The following is a 16,926-nucleotide window of genomic DNA, read 5'->3' on the forward strand; positions in this document are numbered from 1 at the left end:
ACGGTATGCGCAACGTAGTGGACTTTCTGACGGGCAACCTAATTTTGAATCTGTCCATCCTGGCCTGGGCGGCGGCCCAGGTGCTCAAGTTCATCGTCACCCTGGTGACCAAGCGGAAGCTGGACTGGCGGCACATCCTCTCCAGCGGAGGAATGCCCAGCTCCCACTCCGCCTTTGTGTGCGCCTGCGCCTCCTCCATGGGCTATATGTACGGCTGGACCTCGCCGGTGTTCACCATTTCGGCGGTGGTGGCCATCGTGGTGATGTATGACGCGGCCAACGTACGCAAGGCCGCGGGGGAGCAGGCCAAGATCCTGAACTATATCATGGACCACTGGACGGAGATGAAGCCCGCTCTGTTCGGCAAGGAGCTGAAGGAGCTGCTGGGCCACACCCCGTTTCAGGTGCTGATGGGCGGCCTGTTGGGCGTCTGTGTGGGTCTGCTGGGCGCCTGGCTTCACGCGTAATTGACAAAGACATCTGGCCTAACCAGGCCGGGAGGTGGCATCATTCTGAATCTGGACTATCTTTCCGACGATCTCAGCGGCCTGAGCGACAGCGAGGCGGCTGCCCTGTGCGAGCTGCTCCGCGCCAGGCTCATCGACACGGTGTCCCGCACCGGCGGCCATCTGGCCTCCAGTCTGGGCGCGGTGGAGATCATTGTGGCCATCCACCGGGTGTTCCACACCGCCGAGGACCGTCTGGTATTTGACGTGGGCCATCAGAGCTATGCCCACAAGATTCTCACCGGGCGCAACGGCGCCATGGAGACCTTGCGCACCCTGGGCGGAATTGCCGGCTTTCCCAAGCCGTCGGAGAGCCCCTGCGACGCCTTTGTGGCCGGCCACGCATCCACGTCGGTTTCTGTGGCGATCGGAATGGCAAGGGCAAGGACTTTACAGAATAAGAACTATCACGTTTTGGCCCTGATTGGGGACGGCGCCCTGTCCGGCGGCCTGTCCTATGAGGGCCTGTCGGATGCCGGAGACAGCGGGGAACCGCTGATTGTGATCTTGAACGACAACGGCATGTCCATCACCAAAAGCGTGGGCGGCGTGGCGGATCACCTGGCCCGCCAGCGGCTGAAGCCCCAGTACCTGCGCTTTAAGAAGGGCTACCGGAAGGTGATGGGGGTTCTGCCCCTGGGCGGGCAGATCTACCGCGTGACCCACAGGGTCAAGACGGCGGTGAAGGAGACCCTCCTTCCGTGCAGCCTGTTTGAGGATATGGGCTTCACCTATCTGGGACCGGTGGACGGCCATGATGTCAAGCGCCTGACCCGGCTGCTGAGCTATGCCAAGGAGCTGAAAGGCCCGGTGCTGCTCCATGTCAGGACTGTAAAGGGAAAAGGCTATGCACCTGCGGAGCGCAATCCGGACAAATTTCACGGGGTGGGCCGGTTCTGCGTGGAGACGGGGGAGCTGGTGCATCCCTCCGGGGAGAACTTTTCCGGGGTATTTGGCCAGTGCATGTGCGAGCTGGCGGCGGAAGACCCGGCGGTGTGCGCCATTACGGCCGCCATGCAGGACGGGACTGGGCTGAACGATTTCGCCGGGCGCTATCCCAAGCGGTTTTTTGACGTGGGCATTGCGGAGGGGCATGCGGTCACCATGGCCGCAGGTATGGCAAAGCAGGGGTTGAAGCCGGTGTTTGCGGTGTACTCCACCTTCCTCCAGCGGGCCTACGACATGCTGCTCCACGACGTGGCCATTCAGCAGCTGCATGTGGTGCTGGCGGTGGACCGGGCCGGTCTGGTGGGTGAGGACGGGGAGACCCACCACGGGGTGTTCGATACCGCCTTCCTGGATACGGTCCCGGGTATGACGGTCCTGTGTCCCTCCAGCTTTCAGGAGCTGCGCTCCATGCTGCGCTATGGGGTGGAGCAGGTGACCGGTCCGGTGGCTATCCGCTACTCCAAGGGGAGCGAGGGCCGCTTTCAGGGCGATACCGGTCTGGTCAAAACCTGCGTGCTCCGTACCGGCGGCGACCTCACCCTGGTGGGGTACGGCCTGATGATCAACCAACTGCTGGACTGTGCCGACCGGCTGGCGGAGCGGGGAATTCAGGCGGAAATTGTGAAGCTCAATACCATTACACCCATTGATATAGCTCCGATTTTAGAGTCCGTGAACAAGACGGGCCGGCTGCTCTGCGCGGAGGAGAGCGCCCAGGCGGGCTGTGTGGGCCAGCGTCTGGCCGCCGGCCTGCTGGCGGGGGGCGCCGGCGGGGTAAAGCTGGCGCTGGTGAATTTGGGCAGCGGCTTTGTGACCCACGGGACCGTCCCCCAGCTGCGGGAGCTTCTGGGGCTGGACGGTGCGCACCTATACCAGAAGGCATTGGAGGTCTGCGGCTGTGGCGAGCAATAAAAAGCGGCTGGACGTGCTGCTGGTGGAGCGGGGTCTGGCTGAGAGCCGGCAAAAGGCCCAGGCTATGATTATGAGCGGCCAGGTTTACGTGGGGGAGCAGAAGGTGGACAAGGCCGGCACCCAGCTGCCGGAGGAGGCGCAGCTCCAGGTTCGGGGCCAGGGCCTGGCCTACGTGAGCCGGGGCGGGCTGAAACTGGAGAAGGCCATGAAGTGCTTTTCCGGCCTCACTCTGCGGGGCGCGGTGTGCGGGGACATCGGCGCATCTACCGGCGGCTTTACCGACTGCATGCTGCAAAACGGGGCGGAAAAGGTGTATGCGGTGGATGTGGGCTATGGGCAGTTGGCCTGGAGCCTGCGCAGCGACCCCCGGGTGATCTGTCTGGAGCGGACCAACGCCCGCTACCTCACCCGGGAGCAGATTCCGGACCCCCTGGATTTTGCCAGTGTGGATGTGTCCTTTATCTCCCTGGGTCTGATTCTCCCCGCCCTGCGTGGGGTGCTGAAGGAGGACGGCCGGGTGGTCTGTCTGGTGAAGCCCCAGTTTGAGGCGGGCAGGGACAAGGTGGGGAAGAAGGGCGTGGTGCGGGACCCCGCCGTTCACCTGGAGGTGCTGGAGCGGTTTTTCCGCCACGCCGCCGAGGCGGGCTTCGGGGTAAAGGATATGACCTTTTCCCCCATTCGCGGGCCGGAAGGCAACATTGAATATCTGGGATATTTGCAGGCGGGGGCGGAGACGACCTGGTGCGGCGAGCTGGCCGCCCTGGTGGAGCAGTCCCACCGGACATTGGAGGGAAGCGGACAATGAAGGTTGTGCTCAGTCCCAACCCCTACCGGGACCGGGGCCTGAAGGCGGCCCAGGCGGCGGAGAAGATTTTGCGGAACGTGGGAGTGGATACGGTGATGTGCCTGCCCTTCCAGGTGGAGGGGAGCGGCCCGGAGCTGCCCAGGCATATCCGGTTTCAGAACACCCAGGAGGCGCTGAAGGGCGCCGACATGCTGATCTGCTTCGGCGGAGACGGCACCATCCTCCACGCGGCCAAGGACGCCAACGCCTGCCATGTGCCGGTGCTGGGTGTGAACCTGGGCAGCGTGGGCTTTATGGCGGAGCTGGAGCAGAGCGAGCTGTCCGTCCTCTCCCGCCTGGCGGCGGGGAAGTACACCATTGAGGAGCGCATGATGCTGGACGTGACGGTACGCCGGGAGGGGAAGGTCATATACAGCGACCTGGCCCTCAATGACGCGGCGGTAACCAAGGGAGCGGTGGCCCGGGTGGTGGATCTGGAGGTGTACGGCGACAAGGTGCTCATCTCCAGCTTTTCCGCGGACGGGGTGCTGATCAGCACCCCCACCGGCTCCACGGCCTACTCCATGTCCGCCGGCGGTCCCATTGTGGAGCCCACGGCGGAAACCATTATTGTGACTCCCATCTGCCCCCACGCCCTGTCCGCCCGCTCCTTTGTGCTGGGCCGGGGCAGGACGGTGTCTATCAAGCTGGGCCGGATGGTGCGCAAAACCACCTACCTGTCGGTGGACGGCGGCAAAGCCTTCCGCCTGAACGGCGGCGACGTGGTGGAGGCCAGGGAGTCCAAATCCAAGACACAGCTGGTGCGGGTAACCGGCCGCACCTTTTATGAGATTCTCAATCATAAATTGGGTGGTGTTTAAAGGCATGAAAGCCAAGCGGCAGCAGGAGATTCTCCGGATCATTGAAGAGCAGGACATCGACACACAGGATCAGCTCCTGACGGAGCTGAAGGCCAGGGGAGTACAGTCCACCCAGGCCACCATTTCCCGGGACATCAAGGAGCTGCACCTCATCAAGGAGCTGACCAGCTACGGGACCTACCGCTACGCGGTTTCGGAGCGGAAGGCCTCCCTCAATTTTGCCGGACGGCTGCGCACCATTTTCAAGGAGGGCGTCACCTCCTTTGACGTGGCCCAGAACATTGTGGTTTTGAAAACCATGCCCGGCCTGGCCTCGGCCGCCTGTGCCGCCATTGACGGCATGGACATTACCAACCTGGTGGGCAGTCTGGCGGGGGACGACACCGCTCTTTTGATCATGCGCACCAATGAGGACGCTGCGGAGTTCTGCAACGAGATCCACTCCATGCTGAAATAGCCGCGTCAACCAACCATGGGACAGGTGGTCATATGCTTTCCTTACTGCACATTGAGAATATCGCGGTGATCCAGTCGGCGGATATTCAGTTTGACGGCGGCTTCAACGCCCTCACCGGCGAGACGGGTGCGGGCAAGTCCATCGTGGTGGACGCCATCGGCGCCATCATCGGGGAGCGGACCAGCCGGGACCTGATTCGCACCGGCGCCAAATCCGCCCTGGTCAATGCGGTATTTACCAATCTGCCCCGGCTGCCCTGGTTCCAGGAGAACGGCTGTGGACCGGACGAGGAGGGGAACCTGCTGCTCCAGCGGGAGATCCAGCCCGACGGAAAGAACATCTGCCGGCTCAACGGCCGGCTGATCACCGTCTCCCAGCTGCGGCAGCTGGGCCGGCAGCTGCTGAATATCCACGGCCAGCATGACGGCCAGCAGCTGCTGGACGAGCGCTGCCACCTGGAGTATCTGGACGGCTTCGGCGCCACAGAGGAGCAGCGCTCGGCCTTTCAGGCCGCCTACGGGGAGCTGTCCGGCCTGACCCGGCAGCTTGCCGCCCTGCAGATGGACGAGGCGGAGAAGGCCCGGCGGATGGACAACCTGCACTATCAGATCGGGGAGCTGGAGCGGGCGGAGCTCCGGCCCGGCGAGGAGGAGGAGCTGACCGGTCGCCGGGACCTGCTGCGCAATGCGGGCAGGCTGATGGAGTCGGTGGAGGGCGCCCACCTTGCCCTGTCCGGCGACGAGGAGCGGGACGGCGCCGCCGCTCTGGCGGCGGAGGCGGAGGACGCCCTCCGGGCCGCCGCCCGCATCAGCCCCCAGGCGGCGGAGCTGTTGGACAAACTCACCGAGCTGCGCTGCGCCGCCGACGACTTGGCCGAGCAGGTGCGGGACCTGCGGGACGGCTTTGAGTTTGAACCGGGGGAGCTGGACGAGATTGAAAGCCGGCTGGATGTGCTCCACCGGCTGAAAAAGAAGTACGGCGGTTCGGTGGAGGAGATGCTGGACTACCTGGAGCGCTGCCGGAAAGAGCTGGACGACATCCAGTTTTCCGATCACCGGGCGGCGCTGCTGGAAAAGGAGCGGGACGCCGCCCTGGCGCAGGCCCGGCAGGCGGGGGAGAAGCTGAGCCTGGTCCGCAGGGAGCGGGCCGCCGCTCTGGAGGAGCGCATCCAGCGGGAGCTGGCCCAGCTGGACATGCCCAAGGTCCGCTTTCAGGTCCAGTTCCAGGGCAAGCCCGGCCCATACGGCATGGACGAGACGGGGATGGACGAGGTACAGTTCCTCATGTCCGCCAATGTGGGGGAGGAGCTGAAGCCCATCCAGAAAATCGCTTCCGGCGGTGAACTGGCCCGGATCATGCTGGCCCTGAAAAATGTACTGGCGGAAAACGACCAGGTGGGTACCCTGGTATTTGACGAGGTGGACACCGGTGTATCCGGCCGGGCGGCGCAGAAGGTGGCGGAAAAGCTGGCCGGCGTGGCCCGGAGCAAACAGGTGCTGTGCGTCACCCATCTGCCCCAGCTGGCGGCCATGGCCGATGTTCACTTCTCGGTGGAGAAGGGGGAGCGGGATGGCCGGACCTACACCCGAGTGGAGCGGCTGGCCCGGCCCCGCCGGGAGGAGGAGCTGGCCCGGCTCACCTCAGGCCAGCACGTGACGGAGGCCACCCTCCATGCCGCCGGTGAGCTGCTGGACGGGGCGTTAGCCTACAAGAAGCTCCACAAAAACTAGGTTTTGTTGAGTAGAATCTTTCCGCTTGACAAACCGGAGAGAAGCGCTTATAATCCACATCAATATGGAACTGCGATGACAGGGAGAAGTACCGCTCAGCGTCCCGCCCAGAGAACCCCCGGCCTGGTGAGAGGGGGAGGGGACAGGTCGGGAAATACACCCTGGAGCAGCCGCCTGAACGGGGAGGACCTCAGTAGGGCTGCGTCGGGTGCGCCCGTTACCGCGCCGCCGTGTGTTGGCACGGCCTGAGGCCGCCTTTGTGAGAAGGCGGCGAACCAGAGGTGGTACCGCGTGTTTTTACGCCCTCTGTCCCAAGGGACAGGGGGCGTTTTGATTTTATCCGTACCCCGTAGAGAAAATGCAAAGGAGAAGAGACATGACTTGCTATGAAGAGCTGAAGGCCCGGGGCCTCATTGCCCAGGTGACCAATGAGGAAGAGATTTCCAAAATGGTGAACGAGGGGAAGGCGGTGTTCTACATCGGCTTTGATCCCACCGCCGACTCCCTGCATGTGGGCCATTTCATGGCCCTGTGTCTGATGAAGCGCCTCCAGATGGCGGGCAACCGGCCCATCGCCGTCATCGGCGGCGGCACCGGCATGGTGGGCGATCCCTCCGGCCGTACCGACATGCGGCAGATGCTTACCCCCGAAATGATCCAGCACAACTGCGACTGCTTCAAAAAGCAGATGGAGCGGTTCATCGAGTTTGGCGAGGGCAAGGCCCAGATGGTGAACAATGCCGACTGGCTGATGAAGCTCAACTACGTGGAGCTGCTGCGGGAGGTGGGGGCCTGCTTCAGTGTGAACAACATGCTGCGGGCCGAGTGCTACAAGCAGCGGATGGAGAAGGGCCTCTCCTTCCTGGAGTTCAACTATATGATCATGCAGTCCTACGATTTCTACTATCTGTTCCAGCACTACGGCTGCAATATGCAGTTTGGCGGGGACGACCAGTGGTCCAACATGCTGGGCGGCACCGAGCTGATCCGCCGGAAGCTGGGCAAGGACGCCCACGCCATGACCATCACCCTTCTGCTCAACTCCGAGGGAAAGAAGATGGGCAAGACCCAGTCCGGCGCCGTGTGGCTGGACCCCAACAAGACCAGCCCCTACGACTTCTATCAGTACTGGCGGAACATCGGCGACGCCGACGTGCTCAAGTGTATCCGGATGCTCACCTTCCTGCCGCTGGAGCAGATCGACGAGATGGACAAGTGGGAGGGCGCCCAGCTCAACACCGCCAAGGAGATCCTGGCCTTCGAGCTGACCCAGCTGGTCCACGGCACCCAGGAGGCCCAGAAGGCCCAGGACGCCGCCAAGGCGCTGTTCTCCACCGGCGGGGACAGGAGCAGCATGCCCTCCACCACCCTGGCGGCCGCCGATCTCACGGATGGGTCCATCGGCATTCTGGAGCTGATGCTCAAGTGCGGCCTGGTCCCCTCCAAGAAGGAGGCCCGCCGGCTCATCGAGCAGGGAGGCGTGGAGCTGAACGGCGTCAAGGTGGGCGATGTGAATGCGGAGGTGACGGCGGAGCAGCTGTCCGGAGACGGCGTCACCATCAAAAAGGGCAAGAAGGTATTTCACCGGGCCGCGCTGGGCTAAAGAGGGGAAGCGGGGAGCGCCGCCGCTGCGTGCGGCGCTCTCTTTTCCTGTTTTCAGCGGTTGCGGGCGGTGCGCCGCCATGGTACAATAGCAGCAACAGTGGCTGTAAAGGAGGAGGCTGCCGTGTCGGATAGAGGTGACCGGGACAAAAAGAAGTGGTACATCCTGGAGGGGCATTTTATCTCTCTGCTGGTGGTTTTGCTGATTTCCATTTCCTTTTATGTGGGCTTGACCCACTTTGACGTACTTGCGGTGCGTATCCGGATGTTTACAAATGTGCTCTCCCCCTTCATTGCCGGTTTCGCCATCGCCTATCTGCTCAATACCCCCATGTGCTTTTTTGAGCGGGGGCTGTACCGGAAGCTCAGATACCGGCGGGTGCTGTCCATCACCACCGTCTATCTGCTGGCGCTGGCGGTGCTGGTCATTCTGCTCAACCTGATTATTCCCCAGGTGGTGCAGAGCGTCAAGGATCTGGCGGGGAACATGCAGACCTATATGAAAAGCATGGATCAGCTGGTCCAGGATCTCACCCAGCAGTTTGACCTGGACGCCGAGTCCATCAACGACATGTTCGGCAATTTCAGCAGCACCATGAGCGATTGGAGCAAAAAAGTCACCGAGGCCCTGCCCCAGATTGTGGATGTGGGGTTTGCGGTGGGCAGCGGCGTCATCGCCGGCATCACGGCGGTGATCTCCTCGGTGTACATGCTGGCGGGGAAGGACCGGATGATTCCCCAGCTGAAGAAGATTCTGTACGCCACCCTGCCCAAGGGCCGGGCGGACTGGCTGCTGGACGTGTGCGGACAGGCCAACCGGATTTTTGTGGGCTTCATCAACGGCAAGCTCATCGACTCGGCCATCATTGGGGTGCTGTGCTTCATTCTGTGCCTGATTTTCCGCATCCCCTATCCCATGCTGGTCAGCGTAGTGGTGGGCGTGACCAACATCATCCCTTTCTTTGGACCCATCATCGGCGCCATCCCCTGTGTGATGATTCTGGTGATTGTGGACCCCTGGGCGGCGCTGCGGTTCTTCTTCCTGGTTATCGGATTGCAGCAGTTCGACGGAAACATCCTGGGTCCCAAGATCCTGGGTGACAGCACCGGCCTGTCCGCCATCTGGGTGCTGATTGCCATCGTCACCTGCGGCGGCCTGTTCGGCTTCCCCGGCATGGTGCTGGGCGTCCCCACCTTCGCGGTACTCTACTCCCTGGTGCGGGAGTGGGTCAACAAGCGCCTGCGCAAGAAGGGGATTGACGGAAACGGCCAGCCCGTAGACCACGGGTCATCAGAGTTGAATTGAGCGGGATAAAAGTGGGAGCGCGCCCTCTGTTCAGAGGGCGCGCTCCCACTTTTTCTATCGTTTTTACAGGGCGCGGAGCAGATCGGACATGGTGTAAAGCCCGGGCCGCCCCACCGTGGTGAGGAAGCGGGCGGCCCGCACCGCGCCGGAGGCAAATACGTCCCGGCTCATGGCGGTGTGGCGCAGTTCAATCACCTCGTCCCGTCCGGCGAAAATCACCTCATGGTCGCCCACAATGCCGCCGCCCCGGACAGAGGAGATGCCGATTTCGGTTTTTCCCCTGGGCTGCCGCACCGACTGGCGGTCATAGACATAGTCCGGCTGATAGGGGAGCGCCTCCGCCGCTGCATCCGCGATCATCAGGGCCGTTCCGCTGGGGGCGTCCACCTTTTTATTGTGGTGGCGCTCCACAATTTCCACATCGTAGCTCTCACCCAGCGCCCGGGCGGCACTGCGTACCAGCTCCAGCAGCACGTTGACCCCCAGGGACATGTTGGCGGAGCGGAAGATAGGGATCTCGCCGGCGGCCCGCTGGATGGCGGCCAGCTGGGCGGGGGAGTAGCCCGTGGTGGCCAGCACCAGGGGGATACTCCGCTTCAGGCCGAATTCCAGCAGTCCGTCCAGAGCGGCGGGGGAGGAGAAGTCCACCACCACGTCGGCCTGCCCCTGAAACTCGGCGGGGGAGGAGCAGACGGGAAACTCCCGTTCGCCGGTTCCCAGCAGGTCGAAGCCGGCGGCAATTTCCAGTTCCGGGTCGGCAGAGCAGATGGTCTCCACCACCCGCCCCATCCGGCCGTTACAGCCGGAGATGATGAGCCTGACCATATTCCAACATCCTTTCAGGGATTCAGGCGCTGAGCAGACCCAGCTTCAGCATGGACTGCCGCAGAGCCTCCAGGGGTCCGTCGGTCATGTCGCACAGGGGCAGCCGCAGGGACCCCACGCCGTAGCCCGCCAGATTCATGGCGGCCTTGATGGGGATGGGATTGACCTCCAGGAAAAGGGCGTCGATGAAATCCATATACTTCAGCTGGAGCTGGGAGGCCTCCTGGAAACGGCCCTCCAGACACAGGTGGGTCATCTGGACCATCACCTCGGGGGCGATGTTGGCCGCCACAGAGATGACGCCCTTGGCGCCCAGGCTCATCATGGGTACCACCTGGTCGTCGTTGCCCGACCAGACGTAGAAATCCTCCCCGCAGATGGCTCGGGTGTGGGCCAGCAGGGAAAAGTTGCCGCTGGCCTCCTTGACACCGTTGATGCGGGGGTGCTGGGAGAGGATGCGGTAGGTCTCCGCAGTAAAGGAGACGCCGGTCCGGGATGGAACGTTATAGAGGATCACCGGCAGGTCCGTCCGGTCGGCAATGTACTCATAGTGCTTGATAAGGCCGGTTTGGGAGGCCTTGTTGTAGTAGGGCGTTACATGGAGCAGAGCGTCTGCCCCGGAGTCCTCCGCGTGCTGGGACAGGTAGACGGCGGCGGAGGTGTCGTTGCTCCCCGCACCGGCGATGACCTTAACCCGGTGATTGACGTGCTTGATGCAGTATTCCACCACCGCGATATGCTCCCGGATGGTGAGGGTGGAGCACTCGCCGGTGGTGCCGCAGACACAGATGGCGTCGATGCCCCGGGCGATCTGCTCGTCAATGATTCGTCCGAAAAGATCGTAGTTGACGGCGCCGCTCTCGTCAAAGGGGGTGATAATAGCGGAACAGGCTCCGGTAAAAACAGGCTCACGCAACATAGGGGTTACCTCCTTAAAATGTAACCCTCCGCGCACAGAAGTTCGGCAAGAAGGACTGCGCCGCCCGCGGCGCCGCGAAGGGTGTTGTGGGACAGGCAGACGAACTTGTAGTCGTACTGCGTGTCGGGGCGCAGGCGGCCGATGCAGACCGCCATGCCGCCCTCCGTCATCCGGTCCAGCCGGGTCTGGGGGCGGTCAGGCTCCTCAAAGTAGTGCAAAAACTGCTTGGGAGCGGAGGGCAGGGCCAGCTCCTGGGGCCGGCCGGAAAAACTTGCCCACAGTTCTTTGATCTCATCCATGGAGGGTTTTTTCTGGAAACGGACAAACACGGCGGCCATGTGGCCGTTGGAGACGGGGACCCGCAGGCACTGGGCGGTGATGGCGGGGGAACTGGCGTTGACAATTACGCCGTTTTCCACCTTGCCCCACAGCTTCATAGGCTCCTGCTCGCTCTTCTCCTCCTCGCCGCCGATGTAGGGAACCACGTTGTCCACGATCTCCGGCCAGGTCTCAAAGGTCTTGCCCGCGCCGGAGATGGCCTGATAGGTGCAGACCAGCACCTGATCCAGGCCAAAGCCGCGCAGGGGGTGCAGGGCGGGGACGTAGCTCTGGAGGGAGCAGTTGGACTTGACAGCCACGAACCCGCGCTCCACCCCCAGTCGCTTTCGCTGGGCCTCGATGACTTTGATATGCTCCGGATTGAGCTCCGGCACCACCATGGGGACGTCGGGCGTCCAGCGGTGGGCGGAGTTGTTGGATACCACGGGACACTCGTGCTTGGCGTAGGCCTCCTCCAGCGCCTTGATCTCCTCTTTCTTCATATCCACGGCGGAGAAGACAAAATCCACCTGGGAAGTCACGGCCTCAATGTCGTCGGTGGCGTTGAGCACCACCAGATCCTGGGCGCACTGGGGCATGGGCGTCTCCATCGCCCAGCGGCTGCCGATGGCGTCCTGATAGGTCTTGCCGGCGGAACGGCTGCTGGCCGCCACGGCGGTCAGCTCGAACCAGGGGTGATGCTCCAACAGGGAGACAAAGCGCTGCCCCACCATGCCGGTGGCACCGATCACGCCAACTTTATATTTTTCCATTGTTCCTACCTCCATTGCTTCTCTCCAGCCTATTCCGGCCCCGGCCTGTCTGAGAACCGAAACCGGTGGGGCGGGAAAAAGAAAATCAGCAGTTTACAGAACTGCTGATTTTGTACTATAATGACAGGGACAGACTGCCCCCGTCAATATCCTCCAAAAGCAGACAGCGCTCCGCCGCGGCTGCGGCGACAGCCGAACAGTTCTTCACTGAGCGGCCAGGCGGCGCCCCCGTCGGGAAAGCGCCCCTTCGGCGGCGCCCCCTTTCACGCGGTTCACCGGGTCCGATCCCCCTCCCCGCGCTACTGTTGAACAGCCGCGACCTCTATCCTGCAAATTAAGAATTGCGATTTCACTATGTAGTTTGTGAAATTGTACCACAAGTGTATCCAGAGTGTCAACGAAAGCGAGATGAGAAATTCACCAAATGAAAGCATCCCGAAAGAAAAGATTTGTGCAGTTTGCGGCAGCCGCCCTGGTCTGTGTTCTGCTGGCGGCGGTTCCCGGCGCCGGTACGCAGGCTGCGGCGGTGGACGCCAATCCCACGGTTTATGTGGGCCTGTTTTACGGCAGCTCGGCGCTGCCCGGCGCCAACTTGCTCAACAGTGTGGGCAGCGGCTACCAGCTGGGCTATTATGACAGCAGCCGGGTGTTTCAAAAGCTGGCCCAGACCGAGGAGACCGCCATCTCTGTGGTGAAGACCCAGAATGTCTATTACGGTACGTCGGGAGGCTGGGCCGGCTATTACGACACCATTACCTCCGAAATTGTGGTGGGCTGTTACCACATTCTGCTGCCCGACACCTATGCCGACTATGAGCAGGCGGCGGCGGCCGCCGCCCAGTGGAGCGGCGGTTTTGTGGCGTGGATTGACGGGGTCTACCAGGTGCGGGTGGGGGCCTACCCGGATAAAGCCTCCGCCCAGGCGGCCCAGACCGCCCTGGGACTTGCGGAGGGGACGGAGCTGGTGGGGACTTCCAGCGCCGGGGTCTCAGTGGTGAAGACGGGAACCAGCCAGATCCTCTTTCAGTTTGACAACACCGGCGGCCTGTGCCTGGGGATTCAGCCGGGACTGGACACCGGCGGAAAGGCGGCCACCATTTTCCGGAACAACACCTACTATGGCGGTTTCCGCTACCAGCGGGTGGGGGGCGGAAACCTGACGGTGAGCAATGTGGTCTCCATGGACGACTATATCCACGGTGTGATTCTCAGCGAGATGAACGCCTCCTGGCCGCTGGAGGCGCTGAAGGCCCAGGCGGTGGCCGCCCGGAGCTATGCCTACGGTATGATTCAGGCCAGCAAGCATCAGAGCCAGGGCTTTGACATCTGCAATACGGTGGACTGCCAGGCATACAAGGGTATCGCCTCCGCCACTGCCAACAGCCAGGCCGCCATTGACGGCACCTCCGGGGTGTATCTGTGGTACAACGGCTCAGTGGCCACCCAGGCGCTGTATTCCTCCCACGACGGCGGCGCCACCGAGAGCGCGGTCAACGTGTGGGGGACGGAGTACCCCTATCTGACCGGGAAAGCCGACCCCTACGAGGCGTTGGTGGCGGACAGGATCACCGACTACAACTGGACGGTGACCTACACCGCCCAGGAGCTCACCGATCTGCTCAATTCCAAGGGATATGTCAACTCCGGCATTGTGGATTTCAAGGTGACCAAGACCAGCCCAACGGGCAACGCCATCGAAATCACCTTTACCGACTCCAGCGGCAAGAGCTGGAGCAAGATCCGGGATGACTGCCGCACCTTCCTGGGGCTGCGCTCCATTCACTATACCGTCTCCGGGGGCGGCGGCACCTCCACCGGCTATGCGGTCAACGGCAGCGGCGTGCTGAGCACCCTCACCGGCGCCTATGCCATCGACGGCAGCGGCGGCACGGCGGCCCTCACCGGCGGCAGCGTGTACGCCATCGGCGGCGACGGTACGGTGGGTCAGCTCCAGCCCTCGGCGGTGAGCACGGGGAGCAGCGCGGCGGTGTTTACCATCACCGGCTCCGGCTGGGGCCACAATGTGGGTATGAGCCAGTGGGGCGCCTACGCCATGGCCCAGCAGGGGTATACTTATCAGGAGATCCTCAGCTTTTATTATACGGGAATCGAGGTGCGCCAACCATAAAAACCGCGGATTTTGACTTTTACCTGCCGGACGAGCTGATCGCCCAGACGCCCCTGGAGCGCCGGGACGCCTCCCGGCTGCTGGTGCTGGACAAGCGGACCGGCGCCACCCGGCACATGCATTTTTACGAGCTTCCCAGCCTGCTGCGGCCGGGGGATTGCCTGGTACTCAACGACTCCCGGGTGCTGCCCGCCCGGCTGATCGGCCACAGGGCTCCCGGCGGCGGCGCGGTGGAAGTGCTGCTGCTCATCGACCGGGGGGAGAAGACCTGGGAGTGCCTGGTGCGGCCGGGCCGCAAGCTGAAGCCGGGGACCCGGGTCAGCTTCGGGGACGGCACCCTCACCGCAGAGGTCACCGAAGTGCTGGAGGGGGGCAACCGCCTGGTCCGCTTTGATTACGAGGGTATTTTTCTGGAGAAGCTGGAGCAGCTGGGCAAAATGCCCCTGCCGCCCTATATCAAGGCCGAGCTGAATGACCCGGAGCGGTATCAGACCGTCTACTCCCGGGAGGTTGGCTCCGCCGCCGCCCCCACCGCCGGCCTCCACTTTACCAAGGAGCTGCTGAAGCAGGTGGAGGAGATGGGGGTGCGCCTGGCCTATGTGACCCTCCATGTGGGCCTGGGTACCTTCCGCCCGGTGAAGGAGGAGGACATCCTGGACCACGAGATGCATTCGGAGTACTGTATGATCTCCGCCCAGACCGCCGAGACCATCAACCGCACCCGGCGGGAGGGGGGACGGGTCGTCTGCGTGGGAACCACCTCCTGCCGCACCATTGAATCCTGGGCGGCGGAGGACGGCACCTTGAAGGAGAGTGCCGGCTGGACCCATATTTTCATCTACCCCGGCTATAAATTCAAGGTGCTGGACTGCCTGATCACCAACTTCCACCTGCCCCAGTCCACCCTTATCATGCTGGTGTCCGCCCTCGCGGGCCGGGAACACATTCTGGCCGCCTACCGGGAGGCGGTGGAACAGCAATACCGCTTCTTTTCCTTTGGCGACGCCATGTTCATCTGCTGATTGGGAAAAGCCAACAGGACCAGGCGCGCAGCGCCTGGTCCTGTTGGCTTTTGGGGCGGAAACGACACAAGTTCCGCCCAGCAATGCCGGTTTAGCTGAGGACGGCCACATTCTCCGCCAGCCGGGGATCTGTGGGAGAGAGGGCAAGGGCCTTCCGCGCCTCCTCCAGGGCCAGCTGGCTCCGGCCGGTGTGGTAGTAGGCCTGGCAGCGCAGGTCGTGGGGGAGGGAGCCCCATGGTTCCGCTTCACAAATGTAGCTGTCCGGCCGCAGGGTGATGGCCAGCGCCCGGCCGGTGAAGTAGAGTACGCCCTCCCAGTCCTCCTGCCGGTAGAGCAGTTGGGCCATCTCCATCCAGGGCTCCCGGAGGTGTGGGGCCTCGGCAATGGCCCGGAACAGCCAGGCTCTGGCCTGGTCCGGTGCGCCTTTCGCCTCGTATGCCCTGGCGAGATAGCGCATGGAGGCGGCCCGTTCATCCGCCCAGGTGGCGGTGGGCAGGGAGAGATGGCGCTTCAGGGTGGAAATGCAATCGTCCCAGCGGCGGTGAAACAGGTACTCCCGACCCAGATAATGTACGTTCCGGTCGTCATCCGGCTCCTCCCGGACGGAGAGCTCCAGCAGGGGCAGATACTGGCTTCTTGATTTGCCAGGGTCGGGGTGATGGTCCAGCTGGACCCCCTCCGCCGTCACCATAGGCCCCGGACTGCCGGGACCCTCCCACTGGAGAACCTCGTGGACCGGATGGACCCAGCGATAGCCGTGGCGGCGGTGGATTTTCTCGTACCAGAAGACCACCCCCTCGCTGCCGTCCGGCTGGAAGGACCAGGTATAGCGATAGCGGGCCTGGCCGGCGGAGGGAACCCAGGCCGCCTCCAGTGCTTTTCGCCAGCCGGGATGGAAGACCTCGTCCAGGTCGGTGCATACGCAGATGTCGGCGTCCTCCGGCACCAGCTCCAGGGAGCGGTTACGGGCGGTGTCAAAGCGCCAGGGGTCAATGGCCTGGGTAACCACCCCGGCCCCTCTGGCCCGGAGCAGCCCGGGGGTATCGTCGGTAGACCCGGTGTCCAGTACCACCACCTGATCGGCCTCACCCATGGAGTCCATCCACCGTTGGACGAACTGCGCCTCATTTTTGCTGATGGCATACACCACAACTTTCATATGGACCTCCTGCTGTGCTTTGATGGGAAAGCCGGACTCCGCGGGGAGTCCGGCTTTCCGGCCAGGTCAGGACGAGAGCTCGCCCAGCTTGGTGACGTTGAGGGTGATGGCGGTGGGCAGGCTGGTGCCGCCCTGCCCCACCACTTGCAGCGTGGTGGGAACCGTAGAGATGGAGAGTGGGATGGAGAAAGACAGGGGTACATTCTCCGTTTTGCTCTGGAAGGTGTGCGGGACAGAGGCGCCCGGTACATTGGAGCCATTTTGTTGCAGGGAAACCACCACATTCACCGGAAAAGAGGCGGTGGAGGACGGGGACAGGACGCCGTGGAAGCTGGCCTGATAGAGTCCGGGTTGATTAACTGTAAAGGTTCCGCTTCCGGCGGTGTGGGAGGTGGCTGTTCCATAGGTCACGCCATTCCGGTCAAAAAGCATGGGGGAGCCGGAGGACACCGATTGACTGGGCGTTGAGTAGGCGGAAATCAACGAGGAGGGCTGGGTCGTACCCGTAGGTCCGGTGGGACCGGTGGGACCGGTTGGGCCGGTCGCCCCTGCGGCTCCGGTGGGTCCGGTGGGACCGGTTGCTCCGGCGGCACCGGCAGGTCCGGTGGGACCGGTTGCCCCGGCGGGACCGGTTGCTCCGGCGGCACCGGCAGGTC

General features: G+C 63.1%; 16 protein-coding genes, 1 riboswitch and 1 other annotated feature. Of the genes, 10 read left to right on the forward strand and 6 right to left on the reverse strand.

The window, feature by feature from the left end:
• Positions 1–5 precede the first annotated feature (5 nt).
• From Q0J74_RS01515 to Q0J74_RS01550, 8 genes are all read left to right on the forward strand, one after another.
• Complete coding sequence (locus tag Q0J74_RS01515) at positions 6–467, forward strand: divergent PAP2 family protein (protein WP_297209552.1); 462 nt, start codon at positions 6–8, stop codon at positions 465–467.
• A gap of 51 nt (positions 468–518) precedes the next feature.
• A complete protein-coding gene (gene dxs, locus Q0J74_RS01520) occupies positions 519–2,366 on the forward strand; it encodes a 1-deoxy-D-xylulose-5-phosphate synthase (RefSeq protein ID WP_297209597.1) in 1,848 nt (615 codons plus the stop codon).
• Entirely contained in the window at positions 2,353–3,171 is an 819-nt protein-coding gene (locus Q0J74_RS01525) for a TlyA family RNA methyltransferase (protein WP_297209556.1), read from the forward strand. The genes dxs and Q0J74_RS01525 overlap by 14 nt, the downstream gene beginning before the upstream one ends.
• Positions 3,168–4,031 carry an NAD(+)/NADH kinase gene (locus tag Q0J74_RS01530; protein WP_297209559.1) on the forward strand — a complete coding sequence of 288 codons (864 nt, stop codon included), beginning with the start codon at positions 3,168–3,170 and terminating at the stop codon, positions 4,029–4,031. The genes Q0J74_RS01525 and Q0J74_RS01530 overlap by 4 nt, the downstream gene beginning before the upstream one ends.
• 4 nt (positions 4,032–4,035) lie before the next feature.
• Positions 4,036–4,488: an arginine repressor gene (locus tag Q0J74_RS01535; RefSeq protein ID WP_297209562.1), complete on the forward strand. Its 453-nt coding sequence runs from the start codon at positions 4,036–4,038 to the stop codon at positions 4,486–4,488.
• A gap of 32 nt (positions 4,489–4,520) precedes the next feature.
• On the forward strand, positions 4,521–6,218 hold the full coding sequence (recN, locus tag Q0J74_RS01540) for a DNA repair protein RecN (protein WP_297209565.1): 1,698 nt from the start codon (positions 4,521–4,523) through the stop codon (positions 6,216–6,218).
• A gap of 66 nt (positions 6,219–6,284) precedes the next feature.
• Positions 6,285–6,528: a binding site (T-box leader), on the forward strand.
• A 66-nt stretch (positions 6,529–6,594) separates the two neighbouring features.
• Positions 6,595–7,821: a tyrosine--tRNA ligase gene (gene tyrS / locus Q0J74_RS01545; RefSeq protein ID WP_297209568.1), complete on the forward strand. Its 1,227-nt coding sequence runs from the start codon at positions 6,595–6,597 to the stop codon at positions 7,819–7,821.
• Between the two features lie 123 nt (positions 7,822–7,944).
• Entirely contained in the window at positions 7,945–9,126 is a 1,182-nt protein-coding gene (locus Q0J74_RS01550) for an AI-2E family transporter (protein ID WP_297209571.1), read from the forward strand.
• A 63-nt stretch (positions 9,127–9,189) separates the two neighbouring features.
• Here the strand turns inward: Q0J74_RS01550 and dapB are convergent, their stop codons facing one another.
• Genes dapB through asd form a run of 3 tightly spaced genes read right to left on the reverse strand, consistent with a single transcriptional unit; the run spans position 9,190 to position 11,961 of the window.
• Positions 9,190–9,951: a 4-hydroxy-tetrahydrodipicolinate reductase gene (dapB, locus tag Q0J74_RS01555; RefSeq protein ID WP_297209574.1), complete on the reverse strand. Its 762-nt coding sequence runs from the start codon at positions 9,949–9,951 to the stop codon at positions 9,190–9,192.
• A gap of 22 nt (positions 9,952–9,973) precedes the next feature.
• A complete protein-coding gene (dapA, locus tag Q0J74_RS01560) occupies positions 9,974–10,867 on the reverse strand; it encodes a 4-hydroxy-tetrahydrodipicolinate synthase (protein WP_297209603.1) in 894 nt (297 codons plus the stop codon).
• A gap of 8 nt (positions 10,868–10,875) precedes the next feature.
• Positions 10,876–11,961, reverse strand: coding sequence for an aspartate-semialdehyde dehydrogenase (gene asd / locus Q0J74_RS01565; RefSeq protein WP_297209577.1), 1,086 nt, complete (start codon positions 11,959–11,961; stop codon positions 10,876–10,878).
• Positions 11,962–12,117: 156 nt separating this feature from the next.
• Positions 12,118–12,294, reverse strand: a riboswitch (Lysine riboswitch).
• Positions 12,295–12,412: 118 nt separating this feature from the next.
• Here asd and Q0J74_RS01570 point away from each other — a divergent pair.
• Both Q0J74_RS01570 and queA read left to right on the forward strand, forming a co-directional pair.
• Positions 12,413–14,089 (forward strand): SpoIID/LytB domain-containing protein, encoded by a 1,677-nt coding sequence (locus Q0J74_RS01570; protein WP_297209580.1) that lies wholly within the window; start codon positions 12,413–12,415, stop codon positions 14,087–14,089.
• Positions 14,086–15,111, forward strand: a complete 1,026-nt coding sequence (gene queA, locus Q0J74_RS01575; RefSeq protein WP_297209606.1) for a tRNA preQ1(34) S-adenosylmethionine ribosyltransferase-isomerase QueA — start codon at positions 14,086–14,088, stop codon at positions 15,109–15,111. Before Q0J74_RS01570 ends, queA begins: the two co-directional genes overlap by 4 nt.
• A gap of 91 nt (positions 15,112–15,202) precedes the next feature.
• Here the strand turns inward: queA and Q0J74_RS01580 are convergent, their stop codons facing one another.
• The 3 genes from Q0J74_RS01580 to Q0J74_RS01590 all read right to left on the reverse strand — a co-directional run.
• On the reverse strand, positions 15,203–16,270 hold the full coding sequence (locus Q0J74_RS01580; protein WP_297209583.1) for a tetratricopeptide repeat-containing glycosyltransferase: 1,068 nt from the start codon (positions 16,268–16,270) through the stop codon (positions 15,203–15,205).
• A gap of 66 nt (positions 16,271–16,336) precedes the next feature.
• On the reverse strand, positions 16,337–16,681 hold the full coding sequence (locus tag Q0J74_RS01585; RefSeq protein WP_297209586.1) for a hypothetical protein: 345 nt from the start codon (positions 16,679–16,681) through the stop codon (positions 16,337–16,339).
• A 10-nt stretch (positions 16,682–16,691) separates the two neighbouring features.
• The coding region (locus Q0J74_RS01590; RefSeq protein WP_297209589.1) for a hypothetical protein at positions 16,692–16,926 on the reverse strand (235 nt) is incomplete at its 5' end.

It is taken from the genome of uncultured Flavonifractor sp. (genome assembly GCF_944387675.1).
Taxonomy (GTDB): domain Bacteria; phylum Bacillota; class Clostridia; order Oscillospirales; family Oscillospiraceae; genus Flavonifractor.